This window comes from Bifidobacterium eulemuris, from assembly GCF_014898155.1.
In the GTDB taxonomy this organism is placed as follows: Bacteria; Actinomycetota; Actinomycetes; order Actinomycetales; family Bifidobacteriaceae; genus Bifidobacterium; species Bifidobacterium eulemuris.
The window spans coordinates 2,159,769-2,177,100 of record NZ_CP062938.1; the positions used below are offsets into that span (position 1 = coordinate 2,159,769).

Consider the following 17,332-nt stretch of genomic DNA (forward strand, 5'->3'; position numbering starts at 1 on the left):
TCGCTGTATCGTATATCAATGGATGCCGCTGGTTGTCGTCGTGACGGTCCTTATTGGGCACCCAAGAGGCTGTGAGATCCGCTTGGGATGAGTTTGGTGTGACCGAACCTCAGAGAGCGCAGTTTTCAGTTTTTAAGAATGGCGAAATTCCGCCATTCTTGAAAACGGTTTTCGCGTCTTTTCCTCGTCCGGACACACCAAACTCGAAAAGCGGTCCATGCCGCGTATCGTAGAGGGCGGAACATCCGTTCGTAGTGAGAAAAGTTGCGAGAATATAAGGAGCACACATGCTGTTTCGTGATCTCGGCCCATTCCACACCACCGCCATCGGCCATGGCGAGATGCCGCTGACCATCGAGAACAACCGCGGTCATGCGGTCGGTTTGGAAACGCTGCACGCCTCGCTTGACGCGGGCTGCCGCCATATCGACACCGCGTGGGCCTACTACACGCCCGGCGAGGAGGAACAGACCGGCGAGAAGCTCACCCGCGAGGCGTTGGAAACCTGGAACGGCCCGCGCGACGAGGTCACGGTGGCCACCAAGGTGGGTCTGCGCCGCGCATGGGACGGCGACAAGCCGGTGTGGCCGCGCGACGGCAAGCCCGAGCATCTCATCGAATACGGCAAGCAGTCCGCCATGGCGCTCGGCGTCGACGCCATCGATCTGCTGTATCTGCACCGTCATGATCCGGAGGTGCCGTACAACGAGTCCGTCGAAGGCATCAAGGCGCTGCTCGACCAAGGCGTGGCCAAGTGGGCGGGCGTCTCCAACGTCACCATCGAACAACTCGACATCGCGCGCGGAATCCTGGGAGACAAGCTCGTGGCCGTGCAGAACCAGTATTCGCCGATCCATCTGGAGACGCAGGACACGCTCGACTACTGCGCCGAACTCGGCCTGGCGTTCGTGTGCTGGAGTCCGCTCGGCGGCTACCGCCACCCGTATGACGAAAGCACGTTCGACCCGTTCCGCGAGGTCGCGGCCGCGCATGGCGTGAGCTACCAGCAGGTGGTGCTCGCCTGGGAGCTCGCCAAGGGCGACCATATGTTCGTGATCCCCGGCGCGCACCGCCCCGAAACGATCCTCGACTCCCTCAAGGCCTCCGATCTGGAACTGACGGCCGAGGAACTCGCCAAGCTCGGCTGATTGCGTTGTTTTCCGTCGCTCGCGGAGGACCCGTCATCCCGATCGGAGTGGATGTACCCGTACACGTCATTCTGAGTCGGGAGCGTGCCTTTTCCCGTCGTCCTGAGCTGGGAGCGTGTTCTTCTCCGTTCGTCATCCTGAGCGAAACGAAGTGGAGTCGAAGGATCTCACGCCCGGAAGCGGAGGTTCAGAGATCCCTCGACTGCGCTCGGGATGACGGGTGGGCTGTGTCGCGCTCGGGGTGACGGACTGTGTCGCGCTCGGGATGACGGTGCTGCGCTTGGGATGACGGGCGGGCCACGCTCGGGATGATGGAGACGTGCTAAGGTGACGTCATGTTCACCAGTGCAGCGTCGGCGCAGATGTTCCGCATCAATCGGGAGCTCGACTACACCGCGGTTATCGACCATGACCAGCATGAGTCGTGGGGTTCGTCGTCCCTGTATCCCGCCATCGTGCGCATCCATACCGAGATGCCCGCGCAGGACGTGCCGTTGCATTGGCATCTGGGCGCCGAACTCGTGTACGTGCGGCACGGCAGAGTGCGGTTGTTCATCGATGGGATCGAAACCACGATCGTCGACGGCCAGGCGTGTCTGGTCAGCCCGCGCGCCTTGCATGCGATCTACCCCGAGCCGGATGACGATGGACAATGCGTGCTGTCGATCTCCTTCGACGGCGAATTCCTGTCGCGACTCAGCCCGGGACTGTCGAATCGTCGGCTGATGCAGGCGGTGGCGATCGCCGCGGAGGAGCCGCCATCCGAGGGACATGCGCATGCGCCGCGCAACCATGGTGGGGAGCGTCCCGTGGTTCGGGATTCCACGTTGATCTCCCTATGCGAGGAGGTGATCGCCTGCGTCGACGACTTCGATCCGGAACTGCGGCTTCTTCGGCTTAACGAGCTGCTGTACGGCATGTTGGTGCATGTCCTTGCCGAATGTTGGGAACGCGATGGCGGGGATTCGGGCGCGATGGCGTCGGCCCGGTCTTCCGCCGAGATCTATGCGGTGATCGAATATATGGAACATCACTTCCATAGCGGTGTGACCATCGGCGAACTGGCGGAACGGTTCGGCTATTCGCGCGAATATTTCTCCCGGCTGTTCAAAAAACATGCCGGCGTGACCCCGGAGCAATATCTGACGGAGATCCGTCTGCAATCCGCGGTGGATGATCTGCTGAACGGAAGCGACACCAATGCGGATATCGCGAGGAACAACGGATTCTCCAGCGCCAAAGCGTTCTCCCGGGCGTTCTCCAACCGATTCTCATTGACGCCTTCGGTGTTTCGAAGAACGCATCGCAATACGCAATAGGTAAGTCACAAAATCAACCTTTATGGTCACATTTGGAGAAAAGAGCTTTTTTGTGAGCTTCTAAGCTGAAAACAGATGTTGGAAACCGTCAAAAGGGCGGAACACAGCGAGAGTACCGCTGCCATAAGAATCAACATCGAGAAAGCAAAGGAGCTGATTATGAGCGAAACCGTGACCGCGAACGCCGGTTCGGCCATGGTGCATGACGATCCCCTGGCGAAGCTGCCCCAGTCCGGCGGCAAGCGCGTCATGCTGAAGGCCGCCATCCTGTCGCTTGCGCTGCTGCTGCAAAGCATCTCCGTCACCGCGGCGGTGGTGTCGAGTCTCAAGCAGGACTTCCCCGACGCGTCGGTGATGGAGCTGCAGGGATTCGTGACGGTGCCGGTGTTGGGCAATATCATCGCCACGCTGGTCGGTGGCCGCATCGCCCCGATCGTCGGCAAGAAGAACCTGTGCATCATCGGCACACTGCTGTGTTTCATCGGCGGATTCCTGCCGATGTTCGTGCCGATTCTGAACGGACAGACCGCGCTGCGCGTACTGGCGGGCTTCGGTCTCGGCCTGATCCAGCCGCTGTCCGCCTCGCTGATCGTGGACTGCTTCAAGGGCAAGGAGGCGGATACGCTGATGGGATTCCAATCCTCCGCCGTGGGTCTGGGCGCCACGATCATCTCGTCGTGCATCGCCGGCGTGATGACCTTCGATTGGCATTACTTCTACTTCGTCTACTGCCTTGCCTTGGTGGTAATGGTGATTGTGATGCTGTTCATTCCCAATGCCGTCAATGAGATCGGCCGCGAGCGCAAGAGCGCGGACAACGCGCCCAAGAAGCGCACCAAGATGCCGCTGTCCGCCTATTTCGGCATGATCCTGCAGATCGTGTTCGCCACCGGCTACGGCTTCTACAGCATCAATCTCTCGCTCGCCGCCGAGGAGACCGGCGTCATCACCGCGACCGAAGCCGCCACCGTGATCACCGTCGTGTCGATCTCCTCGCTGATCGGAGGTCTTTTCTTCGGCTTGGTCAAGCGTTTCGTGGGCATGTGGATCGGCCTGCTGGCCTTGGGGATGAACGCCGCCGCGCTGCTGATCTGGGCCAACACCGCTTCGATGGCGCTGTGGTGCGTGGCCGGCGTGCTGCTTGGCGTGGGCTTCTGCTGGTTCATGCCTTATGTGAACCTCCTCGTCAATGAGCAGACCGATCCCTCCATCTCCGCCCAGGCCACTTCCTACGCCTTCTTCGGCAATTCCGTCGGCTCGTTCATTCCGTCCTATGTGTTCGCCGCGCTGGGCGCTCTCACCGGCATGACCAGCACGTGGAAGTCGTTGAATATGGGAGCCGTGTTCTTGGTGATATGCATGGTGATGGTGCTCGCGTTGATGCTGTCCACGAAGGCGAAGGCGAATCGCGCCGCCGCGCAGGCCGCCTGAATATGAGGAAGCCCGATACGGCAACGGTTTTGGAAAGGATATGACAATGGTTGACATCGAAGCGCTGGTCGCCCCCGCCGCGGCCGAACCCCTGGCCCCCATCCCCACTCCGGTCGATCAGGTCGCCGGGTTCCCCCACAGCGACGAGGTGCCGGAGGGCTGCGTGGTGGTCGACGGCGTCGACACCGACGATTTCTTCTACTCGACGGATATCGAGGAGGTGCCGTACGCCACGCGCACGCTGGCCGACGGCTCGGATTACGAGCTGAACATGATGGTGTACACGCCGTTCCATGATGACGACAATATGCCCGACGGCAGGCCGGAGGCCGGTTGGCCGGTGATCGTGTACATGCGTGGCGCGGGATTCTTCAAGCCACGTAAGAACAGCTTCAACAGCCTGTACATCCGTTTGGCCGAGCGCGGCTATGTGGTTGTGGTGCCGGAATACCGCCCCGCGCCCGTGGCGCCGTTCCCCGCGCAGATGCAGGATGCGAAGACGGCGGTGCGTTTCGTGCGCGCCAATGCGCAACGCTTCGGCATCGATCCGGACCGTATCGCCCTGTTCGGCGATTCCGCCGGCGGCCACACCGCGCTGCTGGCCGGATTCACCGGTGACAACGAGCCGGACACCCCGGACTATGCGCAGACCAGCGCCGAGGTGCGGTGCATCGTGGACTGGTACGGTCCGACCGACTTCACGATGATGAACTACTATCCGAGCTCGCAGAGCCATAATCCGGCGCAATGCCCGGAGGGTATGGAGATCGGCGGCGTGAATGTGCTGGACCATCCCGAACTGAGCCGTCAAGCCTCGCCGATGACGTATCTGACCGCCGAAAGACCCACGCCGCCCACGCTGATCATGCACGGCAGCCGCGATCTGCTGGTGCCGTTCAACCAGAGCTGCCGCCTCTACGTCACCATGCGCGAGCTCGGCAAGGATGTGACGTTCTACAAGCTCAACAACGCCAGCCACGCCGCCTACGGATTCCGCAGCAACAAGGCCATCGCGATGGTGCTCGACTGGTTGGCCGAGCGATTGTAGCGCCGCACCTCATTCGACGTATGGCCCGAGTCCAAGCGTTTCGCTGGTTCGGGCCATACGCGTTGTCTGATTCTTCATCAGCTTGAGCGAAGATCGGTCTTTCTGCGTCACCTGTGCGCGGGAGGTCTCTTCCGCCACTTGTGTGCGGGAGCGGTCTTTTTCCGTCACCTGTGAGCGGCATAGCCCCACCCGTCATCCCGAGCGCAGTCGAGGGATCTCGGAACTTCCGCTCCCGGACGTGAGATCCTTCGACTCCACTTCGTTTCGCTCAGGATGACGGGTGGGGGGCGGTGCCGCGCTCAGGATGACGGGTGGGGCGGTGCCGCGCTCGAGATGACGGGTGGGGCTGTGTGCCGTGCCCAGGACGACAGGTGGGGCTGTGTGCTGCGCTCGGGATGACGGGCTTGGCTGCACTGCGTTCAGGATATCGAAATCCCACTATGATGGGCGGGAACGGTCTTTGTTTCCTCGAGGAGGTGAGGCGGATGGTGGTTCCTGTGGAGCAGGTGTATGAGCAGATTCGAGCCATGTCCGCCGAGGCCGGCGCGAGTCGGGTGGTGCTGTTCGGTTCGCGCGCCATGGGCACGAACCGGCCGAAAAGCGATATCGATCTGGCGGTCGCCGGTTGTCCGAACTTCTCCCAGCTGGAGGATGCGCTGCAGAACGATTTGTGGTCGCTGCTGAAATTGGACGTGGTCAACCTCGACGAGCCGATCAGTGACGAGTTGTGTGTCGAAATCGAGCGTGACGGGAAGGTGCTGTATGAGAAAGTATGAGAACTACGCCGCCGCCCTGCGTTCGCTGTCCCAAGCTCCGCAGCAGGATCTCGACAATGAGTTCGTGCAAAGCGGCGTCATTGGTAAATACAAGACGCAGTTCGAGCTTGGCTGGAAGCTGATGAAGGCGCTGCTCACCTACGAGGGGGATCCGGTCTCGGCCACGGGCTCTCCGAGGGATACCGTCAAGGCGGCGTTCCAATACTACGACTTTATGGATGAGAGTCTGTGGCTACGTATGCTGCGCGACCGCAATGATTCCGCCCATGTTTATGACGCAAGTCTCGCCCGCCGTTTGGTCGATACGATCATCGCCGACTACATCCCCGAATTCGAGCGTCTCCGGCAAGGTCTGAACGACCGTTACGGCTCGATGTTGTTGGCGTAATTTGGCAATCCGGCCTTGCCGCCGGTGCAGTCAAGGAATGATCGCGAGAATGCGGGTCGTATGCCGTGCCGGGCATGCGGCCCGCTTTCCGTATCGGGCGCATAATGGGCGTCGAGTTTTCCCTCCTTCATTCAGGAAAAGCAATAATGCTATATCTCATGTCAATAGTTGTATAAAAACAGTGGATTTTTGCCTATAGCCTTAAAGCAGGAAAACGACATAGCTGTCGTAGACCGGAAACCTACAGCGACTATCACAGGAGGACGAAATGTCTACGGTCACCATCCAAGACACCGTCATCACCATCCCCACGTATGGCATCGGCGATCCGGATAAGAACCCGCAGTTCATCGAAAAGCGGGTCTATCAAGGGTCCACCGGCAAGGTGTATCCGTATCCGGTGGTCGAATCCATCAAGGACGAGAAGGAGGACAAATCATACAAAGCCGTCATCATCGAGAACGAATACCTGGAGGTGACCGTACTTCCCGAATTGGGAGGCCGCATCCAATGGGCGAAGGACAAGACCAACGACTATGATTTCGTGTACCGCAACGATGTGATCAAGCCCGCTCTGGTGGGCCTGACCGGTCCGTGGATCTCCGGAGGCATCGAGTTCAACTGGCCCCAGCATCATCGGCCGACCACCTATCTGCCCGTCGACTACCAGGTCGTCGATCTGGAAGGCGGCGGCAAGGGCGTGCAATGCCACGACGTCGACCAGATGCACGGCACCGAGGTCGTCACCACCGTGGCGCTCTATCCGGGCAAGGCGTATATCGAAATCACCGGCGATCTGTACAACGGCACCAGCTTCCCCCAGACCTTCCTGTGGTGGGCCAATCCCGCCGTGCCCGTCAACGACCATACCCGCACCGTCATGCCGCCGGACGTGACCGCCGTGATGGACCATGGCAAGCGCGATGTGAGCCGCTATCCGATCGCCACGGGCACCTACTACAAGCACGATTACTCCGAGGGTGTGGATATCGGCCGCTATAAGAACGTGCCGGTGCCGACCTCCTATATGGCCGCCGGCAGCGACTACGACTTCGTGGGCGGCTACGATTACGGGAAGGACGCGGGCATCCTGCACTACGCCGACCACCACATCAGCCCCGGCAAAAAGCAGTGGGTGTGGGGATGCGGGGATTTCGGCCAGGCGTGGGACCGCAACCTCACCGACGAGAACGGTCCGTACGCCGAGCTGATGACCGGCGTCTACACCGACAACCAGCCTGATTTCACATGGCTCAAGCCGTTCGAATCCAAGAAGTTCACGCAGTACTTCATGCCGTACAAGGCCGTGGGGCTCGTCAAAAACGCCACGCTCGACGCGGCGGTGAACCTCGAATTCGGCCCGGTGGATCCCGCCCGCGCCGCCGGCGAGACCGAGGGGGTGGATGGTCAGGGTCTTTCCGCCGGTCAGGGGCGGGTCACCGTGTACGCCACCCATATGGTCGACGCCGCGCGTGTGGTCGTCGCCACGGCCGCCGGCGACATCCTTTTCGAGGAGACGCGGACGATCTCGCCCAACGATATCGTCGTCGCGGAATTCCCCACCGGCGGCGCCGATCCGACCGAGATCACCGTGACGGTGAGCGATATGGCGAGTGGCGCGACGCTGGTGGACTATACGCAGCGTCCGGCCAAAATCGACAAGATCCCCTCGCCGGCCGAAGCCGCGCCCGCCCCCGCCGATGTGCCCACCAACGAGGAGCTGTTTCTGACGGGTCTCCATCTCGAGCAATACCGCCATGCCACCTATCTGCCTGATCCGTACTATCTCGAAGGGCTGAAGCGCGACCCTGGGGACGCCCGCATCAACAACGCCTACGGCAGCCTGCTCATGCGCCGCGGCGCGTTCAAGCAGGCCAAGGAGCGCTTCGACGCCGCGATCGAGCGGTTGACCCGCCGCAATCCGAATCCGTATGACAGCGAGGCCTACTACAATCTCGGCTTGGTCGAGCTGTTCCTGGGCGAGGAAGACAAGGCTTTCGACGCCTTCTATAAGGCCACATGGGACAACTCCTGTCAGGAGATGGGCTACTACCATATGGCGGCGATCGCGGCCAAGCGCGGGGATTGGCGGGACGCGTTGGATTATGTGGGGCGCGGACTCGACAAGAACGCCGGGAATCTTCGCGCGCGTGGACTGAAGGCCTACATCCTACGCAAGATGGGACGCGTCGAAGAGGCGGCGGCCGTCGTGTCCGACAATCTGCGGCTCGACGCGTTCGACTACGTCTCCGGTTTCGAACGGTTCCTCGCCTCGGGCGACGGGCGAGGCTTCGACCTGATGCGCGGTTTCGCGCAGAACTATCTCAAGGCCGCGCGGGAATACGCCGCGTTCGGCGGATACGACGAGGCACTGCGTCTGCTCGGTCATGCCGACCATGGCAATCCGATGGTCAACTACTACGAGTCCTACTACCATGCCCGGCTGGGCCATGAGGATGAGGCCGTGGCGGCGCTCAGGGCGGGGGAGTCCGCGGACAGCTACTGCTGCTTCCCGAACAGGCTTGAGGACATCGCGGTGTTGCGTCATGCCATCGAACTCGGCGAGCGGCGACATCTCGTCGTCTCGAAGGCGCCGTATTACCTCGGCTGCCTCTACTACGACAAATTGCAGGCCGATGCCGCCATCGCGCTGTGGGAGGCCAGCCGCGCCGCGGACCCGAGCTTCCCGACGGTACACCGCAACCTGTCCCTCGCCTACTACAACAAGAAGGGCGACAGCGAGCGGGCCTCGGTCGAGATGGAGGAGGCGTTCCGTCTCGATCCCACCGACCCCCGCGTCTTTCTGGAGCTGGACCAGCTGCACCGCACGCTTGGATGGAGCTATGAGCGGCGTCTGGTCGAATTCGAGCGGCATCTCGATGTGATCCAGGGACGCGACGACCTGTATATCGAATACCTGACCGTGCTGAATATGACCGGCCATCACGGCAAGGCCTACGAGCTGATGTCGCGCCGTCATTTCCATGCGTGGGAGGGCGGCGAGGGCAAGATCACCGCGCAATACCGCATCAGCCTCACACTGCTCGCGAAGGACGCCATGGCCGGCGGCGATTGGCAACGGGCCAAGGAGCTGCTGGTCGAAGCCGAAACCTATCCGCATAATCTTGGTGAAGGCAAGCTTGAAGGGCAGAAGGACAACGACCTGCACTACTACCTCGGTCTTGTCGAACGCCGGCTCGGCAATGAGCGGGCCGCCCGCGACGAGTTCAGACTCGCCACCATCGGACCCGACGAGGTGAAGGGCGCGATGTACTACAACGATCAGCCGGCCGAGATGATTCTGTTCCAAGGCTTGGCGCATCAGGCCCTCGGGGAGCGGGGCGCCGCCAACGCCCGTTTCTACCGTCTGCTCGACTTCGGCGAACAGCATCTGGACGATCGGGTCTCGATCGAGTATTTCGCCGTATCGTTGCCGGATTTCCTCATCTACGACAAGGACTACACGATGATGAACCGCGTCCATTGCCTGTATGTCATGGCCTTGGCCCGTATCGGCATGGGCGACGTGGACGCGGCGCTTTCACTGCTGCGCCGGACGCTGGAGGCCGATCCCAGCCATATCCAGGGCAATCTCTTCCTCGAGGAGGTGGAGCGTCGCCATATCGTGCGGTGACTCTGGGGTGACGCGTCTCGCCGGCGTCCTTCGGCGAGGGCGGCGGGCCCGCGAATGAGGTGGGGCGAAGGACCGTGGGCCCACGGTCCTTCGCCCCACCTTCGTTGTTTATGGCAAGGGCTGGCGCGGCGTGCTGGCTGACATGCGGGGCTTGTGGTCGACAAGCAATTTTTATATATCCGTCAGCAATCACGACACACTGATTCAAAAAAACTGACATTAAGATAATCTTATCGAAAATGTTGATATCGGCTAAAAACAACGCAGTTATCTCAGATAAAGCATTTTTGATTAATGAAAACTGCCTTATGAAAGGATGGAGACTATGAGGTCTTCAATCAAGAAAACCGCCATCGGTTGCGCGACGACGATCGCAGTGGTCGCCTCCCTCGCCGGGTGCGGGAGCTCGTCCGCCAACGAGAACGAGATCACCTTCTTCGCCAACAACACGCAGGACAACTATCAGAAGCTCATCGACGGCTTCGAGGCGGCGAATCCCGGCCTCACCATCAAGTTCTCCACCACCAACGGCGCCCAGGCCGGCTATCAGCAGACGCTGCAGACGCGCATCTCCGGCGGCCAGCTCACCGACGTGTTCGTGGCGCCTCCCGAGCAGCTGAACGACCTCGTCAAAAACAACTGCGTGAAGGATCTGACCGACGAGCCCTTCATGGACGTCATCGGAGACACCAACAAGGAGCAATCCTCCGTGGACGGCAGGGTCTATTCCATGTCCGTCACCTCATGGACCAACGCCTTCGCCTACAACAAGGATCTGCTCGCCAAAGCGGGATACGACAACATTCCCGAGACGTGGGACGACTTCGTGCGGATGCTCAAGGATCTGAAGGACGCGGGCGTCGAAACGCCGTATCTGGAGCCCAAGGCCGGTCTCGGGGCGATGGTCGAAAGCTGGATCGGATATGATTCCTCCACGGCGGACAAGTCGATTGATCAGCAGATCACCGACGGCGACACCACCTTCGAGCAGACCTACGGCGAATACTACGCCGAATGGGCGAAGCTGTTCGACGAAGGCGTGATGGGCTCCGAGGTCACGGGTCTCGGCGACGACCAGGTCCGCACCGAGTTCGCCTCCGGCAGGCTCGCGGTGATGCCGTCCGGCTACTGGGACGTGAACACGTTCAAGGAGGCCGGCCTCAATTTCGCGTTCGGCCGTCTGCCGATGCTCCACGAAGGGGACACGCCCTACGCACCCGGCTCCGCCGACTCGGGGTATGCCATCAATGCGAAGCTCAGCGGCGCGAAGCTTGAGAACGCCGAGAAGTTCCTCGAATACATCGCCTCCGAAGAAGGGCTGAAACTCCTGCAGGAGGGCGTCGGACTCATCCCCGCCACCAAGAACTACACGCCCGTGATCGACGAGACCTTCGCTGAGCCGTACGAGATGTACATCAGCACCGGAAACCTCTATCTCAACACCCTTGGATGGCCCACCACCGGCCGTTCCGCGCTGAGGGCCGAGACCTTCGCTCAACTCCAGCAGGTGGCCCTCGGTTCCGAGACGCCCGCCGAGGCGGCCGCGAACCTCGACGCCAAGATCAAGACGCTGTCCTAAGGACCGCCCCGCCATCGTGGGCGCGGGCCGGCGACCGGCCGCATCATCGGCCGGTCCGCCGCATGGCGGCCGCCCCGATGGCGGATTCAGGAAAGAAGGCACACCATGTCACTCGCATCATCCCCAGACGAGCCGGACGGCTCCCGCGCATCGTTCGAAACCAGGCACCGCAAGGCCCTCAGACGGCGCAATCTCACGGAGAATCTCACATCTTTCGAGTTCCTGCTGCCTATCCTCGTGGTGTTCATCGTCGTCGTGCTGATCCCCTTCGGGCAAAGCGTCGTGTTCAGCTTCACGGACTACTCCGGATACGATTTCTCCACGGCGAAATTCGTCGGACTGGAGAACTACGTCACCGTGTTCACCGACCAGACGCTGCTCGCCGGACTCGGCTTCACGCTGTTCTACACCATCGCCACAACGGTGGCCATCACCGCGCTGGCCCTGCCTTTGGCGGTTGTGCTGAACCGCAGGTTCTTCGGCCGCAATTTCGTGCGCTCGCTGTTCTTCTTTTTCTCCGTGCCGTCGATGGCCGTGCTCGGCTTGGTCTGGCAGTACATCGTCTCGCCGGTCGATTCGGGCGCCATCAATCAGCTGCTTGCGCGCTTCGGCATCGATGCCGTGCCGTGGCTGTCCGACACGAACCTCGCGCGGCTGTGCGTGATCGTGATCGCCGTATGGGCGCAGGTGGGATGGCACGCCACGCTGTATCTGGCGTATCTGCAGGCCATCCCGTCCGACCTGTACGAGCAGGCCGCGGTGGACGGCGCGAACCGCCGCCAGCAATTCCTCAACATCACCCTGCCCCAGATGGTGCCCGCCATGGGCGTGTCGATCTTCATGCTGCTCACCGGCGGTCTGAAGGTCTACGACCTACCGTTCACGCTCACCACCGGCGGTCCCGGCCACGCCACCTATACCGTGACGCAATCCATCATCGTCACGGGCGTCAATTCCGGCCGTTACGGCCTCGGATCGGCGCTCGGCGTGATCTTCTTCCTATGCTGCGCGCTGCTGGTGGCCATCCAGCAGGGTGTGGTCCGGCAAATCGAAAAGAGGCTGTCATGAGTCTGAAAACCCGTGAACGCGTCGGATCGGTCATCCGATCCGTGGTGATGATCGCCCTGGCGCTGATCTGCGCCGTTCCGCTCTACGTGGTGGTGGTCAACACCTTCAAAACCTCCGGCGACATGATGTCCGATCCTTTCGGGCTGCCGAAGGACTTCACCTTGGACAACTACGTGGATGCGTGGAGCAACCTTCCGATCCTCTCCGCGTTCAAGAACACGTTGATCGTCACCGTGGTCGGCGTGGGCCTGCAGGCCCTGATCGGATCGCTCGCCGCCTACGGCATGATCATGAAGAAAAGCGGATTCACCACCGCCGTGGGGGCCTTCCTCATGCTCTCCTTCGTGATCCCCGGACAGACGCTGCTGATTCCGCAGTACAAGATGGAGGCCCAGCTCGGATTGGTCGACAGCCTGCTTGGTCTGATCGTGCTGTACACCGCCGGCGCCACCTTCTGCTATTTCCTCATCGTGCAGTACATGGCGAGTCTGCCCCGCGAGCTGTTCGAGGCCGCGCGCATCGACGGCGCCGGCCCCTGGCGGATCTATTGGACCATCGTGATGCCGTTGATCCGTCCGATCATGACCACCGTGGTCGTGTTCCAGACCATGTGGACGTGGAACGACTTCATGACCCCCAACATCTACATCTCCTCGGTGGACAAGCAGACCATCGTATTGCAGGTGTTCAACGCCATGGGACAGTTCTCCACCAACTGGCCGCTGTTCATGACCATCACCACCATCGCCCTCATCCCCGTGTTCATCTTCTTCCTGCTATGCCAGAAATGGATCGTCGCCGGTCTCGTCGCCGGCTCAGTGAAAGGCTAACCATGACCCACACCCTTGACCTCACCGGCTTTCAGCCCAAGTCGATCGTCCGATTCCCCATCACGCGAGGCGAGTGGGGGGTGTCTCCACAGGGGGAGACCATCGACTTCACCAACTACCACATGTCCGTGGACGGAAAACCGTTCTATGGAATCTGCGGAGAATACCATTATTCCCGCATGGATCCCGTTCGCTGGGACGAGCAGCTCGCCAAAATGGCGGCCGGCGGCATCAACGTCGTGTCCACATACGTGTTCTGGAACCACCATGAGGAACGCGAGAACGAATGGGATTTCACCGGCCGGCGCAACATCCGCCGTTTCATCAAGCTGTGCGCCAGGCACGGTCTCAAGGTGATCGTGCGTCTGGGACCCTTCGACCACGGCGAGGTGCGCAACGGCGGCATCCCCGACTGGATGTACGGCAAGCCCTATGAGGTGCGCTCGTGCGACGCCGGATTCCTCGACAAGGTGCGCGACCTTTACCGCCATATCGCCGGACAGATCGACGGATTGTACTTCAAGGACGGCGGTCCCATCATCGCCGCCCAGCTCGATAACGAATACATGCATTCCTCGGCGCCGTGGGAGATGACCACGGGCATCACCGACGAATGGATCCCCGGAGGGCACGAAGGCTTCGCCTATGTGCACGCGCTGCGCGAGATCGCCGAAAGCGAGGGGATTTCGGTCCCCTTCTACACCAACACCGGCTGGGGCGGCTCTCCGGTGCCGGACGACGTGCTGCCGCTGTGGGGAGGATACGCCTATCGTCCCTGGCTGTTCTACGCCGGTCCGGGCGAGCATCCGGTCACGGACGAATACGTGTACCGTGATTTTCACGCGAACGACTGCCCCCGCGGCGAGGAGTTCGATCCGACCTATGAGCCGGAGACCAAGCCCTACGCCTGCTGCGAGATGGGCGGCGGCATGTTCTCGTCGTACAACTACCGCTTCGTGCTGCCGATGAAGTCCGTGGACGCCATGGCCAACATCAAAATGGCCTCGGGATGCAACTTCCTGGGCTACTACATGTACCAGGGCGGATCGAATCCGATCGGAAACGGCGTCTATCTCAACGAAAGCCAGCTGCCGAAGATCTCCTACGATTTCCAGGCCGCGCTCGGCGAGTTCGGGCAGATGCGCGAATCGTACCGCAGGTTGAAAACGCTGCATCGCTTCGCGCTCGCCTTCGCCGACAGGCTCACCCCGCTGGGCGTCGCCGTGCCGGAGGAACAGAGAACCATCGATCCGAACGATATGCACTCGCTTCGATGGAGCGTGCGCACCGATGGGCGGCGTGGCTTCGTGTTCCTCAATAATTTCCAGGACCACGCCGCCATGGACGACAAGCATGGCGAGATCATCGCCATCACCTTGGCGGATGGTGCCGAGGTCGTGTTCGACGGCATCGGCATGGCCCGCGACGAGAACTGCGTGCTGCCGTTCAACATGGACCTGGACGGAATCACCCTCACCGCCGCCACCGTGCAGCCGGTCACGGTGATCTCCACGCCGGGATCCGGGCATCGGACCTTCGTGTTCATGCGCCCGGACGGCATGGACGAGGCATGGATGCGGTTCGAGGGCGTCGGGAAGCGTGTCATCGCGTCGGATGCCGACATCACCGATTTCGAAGTCGAAGACAATGGGAACATCGTTTCGATCGTAGTGGTCAGCCGGGCATGGGCCAACGCCATGACCGTCGTCGACGACGAGGCCCTGGTCTTCTCCGCGGTTCCGACTGGCGAGTGGGACTCGGCGGAGAGCATCGTTCCCGCTGCGGACGCCCCGGCGGCGTATATCGCCGACGGCAAGGTCAAAGTGGAATCCTTGGACGCCGACATCGCGGTCGAGACCTTCCCCGCCGACTATCTTTCCTCGAGCTCGGCGTCGTTCGCCCCGCACGTCGTCACACCCGTCGTCGAGAGGCTTTCCGACACGCGCTATGTCATCACCCTGCCGGACGATCTCATGGCGAGCGAGGGCGTCAAGGACGTACGCCTCAAAATACGCTACCAAGGCGATATCGGATGGCTATGGGCCGGCGCCACGCTGGTCGACGACAACTTCGCCAACGGCGACGTGTGGGAGATCGGCCTGCGGGAGCATGCGGACCTACTGGTGGACAACCGCAACCGGCTTGTGCTGACCATCACCCCCATCAAAGAAGGCGCAAACGTGAACGTCGAATCCGCTATGGCGGCCCGCATGGAGAATGTGGACGCCCGGATCGCGGGCCTGGTCTCGATCGAGGCCCGCGCGGTGTACGAAGCCGGATTTGCGATAGCATAGACGCAACATTCAGACACTCAAAGGAGGCGTCATGGCCGTGGCAAGGCATCTGACCTGGAGCGGTCGTGACGCCTATCATCTGTGCATGCCGAGTCGGTCGGCCCAGCAGGTGCTGATCTATCCCTCGCTTGTGGGGCGTTTCGAATACGAGACCGGTCAGGTGACCGAACGGACCACATTCGACAGTCTTCTGGTCATGCTCGTCGAATCCGGATCCATGGAGATCGACGTGCCCGGATGCGTCGGTGTGGCCCATGCGGGGGATGTGGTGCTCATCGACTGCTATCAACATCACCGGTACGTGGCGCTTGAGCCCACGCGCGCGCTATGGGCGCATTTCGAAGGGGCCGGCGCGCGGTTGTACTACGACGAGGTGTGCGCGACGATGCGCAATATCATCACCTTGCCCGACGAGGTTCGGGAGGCGGTCGCCGCGAACCTGCGGAATCTGCTGGATGCCGTGTCGGGGGAGCGGTACGACGAACTGGTCGCCGACCGGTTGCTCACCGACGTTCTGGGGGACCTGCTGTTGGAGGCGAAACGACGGCAGTCGGAGGCGGAGGGCGGAGGCGACGTAGGGGAACGTTCGCGGCCGCAGGGCGTCCGCGACGCGATGACCCACATCATGAGCCATATCAACGAGCCTTTATCGGTAAGCGAGCTCGCCGCGGTCGCCGGCATGGGGGAGCGCAGCTTCATGAGGGCGTTCAAAAAGGAGACGGGATACACCCCGCACGCCTATATCATCGAGATCCGCATGAGCAACGCCAAATCGATGCTGGTCAATATGACCGCGTCGCTGCAGGAGATCTGCGACGCCGTCGGATTCTCTTCCACCAACGCCTTCTGCATGGCGTTCAAAAACAAAACCGGCATGTCTCCGATGGAATACCGACGCCGCGGCGCGGCCGTCACCAGCCCGTTGACGTGACCTACGCCGGATAAGGAGGCTCGCGATGAAACCAGCGGAACGGTTCGTCGACGTGGATCAGTCGGATTTCATCATCCGCACGCCATCGGCCATCGCCCGGCGTACCTTCCTGTATCTGCTGCGCGCGGGCGAATTCGTCTATGAGCCGGGATATCGGCTCGAGCGCGGATCCTTCGACAGCTTCCTCGTGGCGTATGTGCGGTCCGGGTCCCTGGATCTGCGGCTGCCGAACACCTCGTGCCGCGCCGAGGCGGGACAGTTCGCGGTCGTCGATTGTTATGCGACGCACGCCTATGGCACCGACGAGGCCACCGATGTGCTGTGGGTGCATTTCGACGGCATTATGGCGAGGGCCTATTACGAGATGATCGTCGGCAAACTGGGCAACGCGTTCTCGTTGCGCGATTCGGCGGCGGCGACGAACCGGCTGCGGCAGATCGTCGAACTGTCGCGCGGGACGTCCGGGTTCTGCGAGGCCCGCATGTCGAAATACCTCACCGATGTGCTTACGGAATTCGCCGCCGAACAGGAGCCCGGCGCGTCCGCGAGGCAGTCCCAATCGGTGGAGGACTGCCTCGCCTACATCGCGGCGCATCTGTCCGAACCGCTTACCGTGGATGATCTCGCCTCGCGCGCCTTTCTGAGTAAGTACCACTTCATCAGAGTGTTCAAAAAGGAGACGGGGACGACTCCCCACGCGTATATCGTCGACGCTCGGATCCATGCGGCCAAATACCTGCTGGTCAATGGATCGGCCCAGCTCGGACGCATATGCGAGCAGTGCGGTTTCTCGTCCACTTCGGTGTTCTGCGCCGTCTTCAAACGAAAGGTGGGCGTCTCCCCGCTCGAATATCGGGCCAATAACCAAGGCCGCCGTCCATAGGGC

13 protein-coding genes are annotated in these 17,332 nt (G+C 61.5%); all 13 read left to right on the plus strand.

Translation table 11 applies throughout. The features are described 5' to 3' along the window. Positions 1 to 287 precede the first annotated feature (287 nt). The 13 genes from BE0216_RS09025 to BE0216_RS09085 all read left to right on the plus strand — a co-directional run bounded on the left by BE0216_RS09025 (position 288) and on the right by BE0216_RS09085 (position 17,329). Entirely contained in the window at positions 288 to 1,148 is an 861-nt protein-coding gene (locus BE0216_RS09025; protein WP_094637753.1) for an aldo/keto reductase, read from the plus strand. Positions 1,149 to 1,483: 335 nt separating this feature from the next. Then, positions 1,484 to 2,467 (plus strand): AraC family transcriptional regulator, encoded by a 984-nt coding sequence (locus BE0216_RS09030; protein ID WP_226805757.1) that lies wholly within the window; start codon positions 1,484 to 1,486, stop codon positions 2,465 to 2,467. Between the two features lie 159 nt (positions 2,468 to 2,626). Next, complete coding sequence (locus tag BE0216_RS09035) at positions 2,627 to 3,898, plus strand: MFS transporter (RefSeq protein ID WP_094637754.1); 1,272 nt, start codon at positions 2,627 to 2,629, stop codon at positions 3,896 to 3,898. Between the two features lie 46 nt (positions 3,899 to 3,944). Further along, positions 3,945 to 4,946, plus strand: a complete 1,002-nt coding sequence (locus tag BE0216_RS09040) for an alpha/beta hydrolase (protein ID WP_226805758.1) — start codon at positions 3,945 to 3,947, stop codon at positions 4,944 to 4,946. Positions 4,947 to 5,434: 488 nt separating this feature from the next. Beyond that, positions 5,435 to 5,722 carry a nucleotidyltransferase family protein gene (locus BE0216_RS09045; RefSeq protein WP_094637773.1) on the plus strand — a complete coding sequence of 96 codons (288 nt, stop codon included), beginning with the start codon at positions 5,435 to 5,437 and terminating at the stop codon, positions 5,720 to 5,722. Beyond that, positions 5,709 to 6,110: an HI0074 family nucleotidyltransferase substrate-binding subunit gene (locus tag BE0216_RS09050; protein WP_094637756.1), complete on the plus strand. Its 402-nt coding sequence runs from the start codon at positions 5,709 to 5,711 to the stop codon at positions 6,108 to 6,110. The genes BE0216_RS09045 and BE0216_RS09050 overlap by 14 nt, the downstream gene beginning before the upstream one ends. Before the next feature lie 268 nt (positions 6,111 to 6,378). After that, positions 6,379 to 9,744 carry a DUF5107 domain-containing protein gene (locus BE0216_RS09055; protein WP_094637757.1) on the plus strand — a complete coding sequence of 1,122 codons (3,366 nt, stop codon included), beginning with the start codon at positions 6,379 to 6,381 and terminating at the stop codon, positions 9,742 to 9,744. Between the two features lie 325 nt (positions 9,745 to 10,069). After that, on the plus strand, positions 10,070 to 11,323 hold the full coding sequence (locus BE0216_RS09060; protein ID WP_158217256.1) for an ABC transporter substrate-binding protein: 1,254 nt from the start codon (positions 10,070 to 10,072) through the stop codon (positions 11,321 to 11,323). A 105-nt stretch (positions 11,324 to 11,428) separates the two neighbouring features. Next, positions 11,429 to 12,391, plus strand: coding sequence for a carbohydrate ABC transporter permease (locus BE0216_RS09065; RefSeq protein ID WP_094637759.1), 963 nt, complete (start codon positions 11,429 to 11,431; stop codon positions 12,389 to 12,391). After that, on the plus strand, positions 12,388 to 13,221 hold the full coding sequence (locus BE0216_RS09070; protein ID WP_094637760.1) for a carbohydrate ABC transporter permease: 834 nt from the start codon (positions 12,388 to 12,390) through the stop codon (positions 13,219 to 13,221). The genes BE0216_RS09065 and BE0216_RS09070 overlap by 4 nt, the downstream gene beginning before the upstream one ends. Positions 13,222 to 13,223: 2 nt before the next feature. After that, a complete protein-coding gene (locus BE0216_RS09075) occupies positions 13,224 to 15,515 on the plus strand; it encodes a beta-galactosidase (protein WP_158217257.1) in 2,292 nt (763 codons plus the stop codon). Positions 15,516 to 15,546: 31 nt separating this feature from the next. After that, positions 15,547 to 16,446, plus strand: a complete 900-nt coding sequence (locus BE0216_RS09080) for a helix-turn-helix domain-containing protein (RefSeq protein ID WP_094637762.1) — start codon at positions 15,547 to 15,549, stop codon at positions 16,444 to 16,446. Positions 16,447 to 16,471: 25 nt separating this feature from the next. After that, the gene (locus BE0216_RS09085; RefSeq protein WP_094637763.1) at positions 16,472 to 17,329 is read left to right on the plus strand and encodes an AraC family transcriptional regulator; all 858 of its coding nucleotides are present in this window, start codon (positions 16,472 to 16,474) and stop codon (positions 17,327 to 17,329) included. Positions 17,330 to 17,332: the final 3 nt, after the last annotated feature.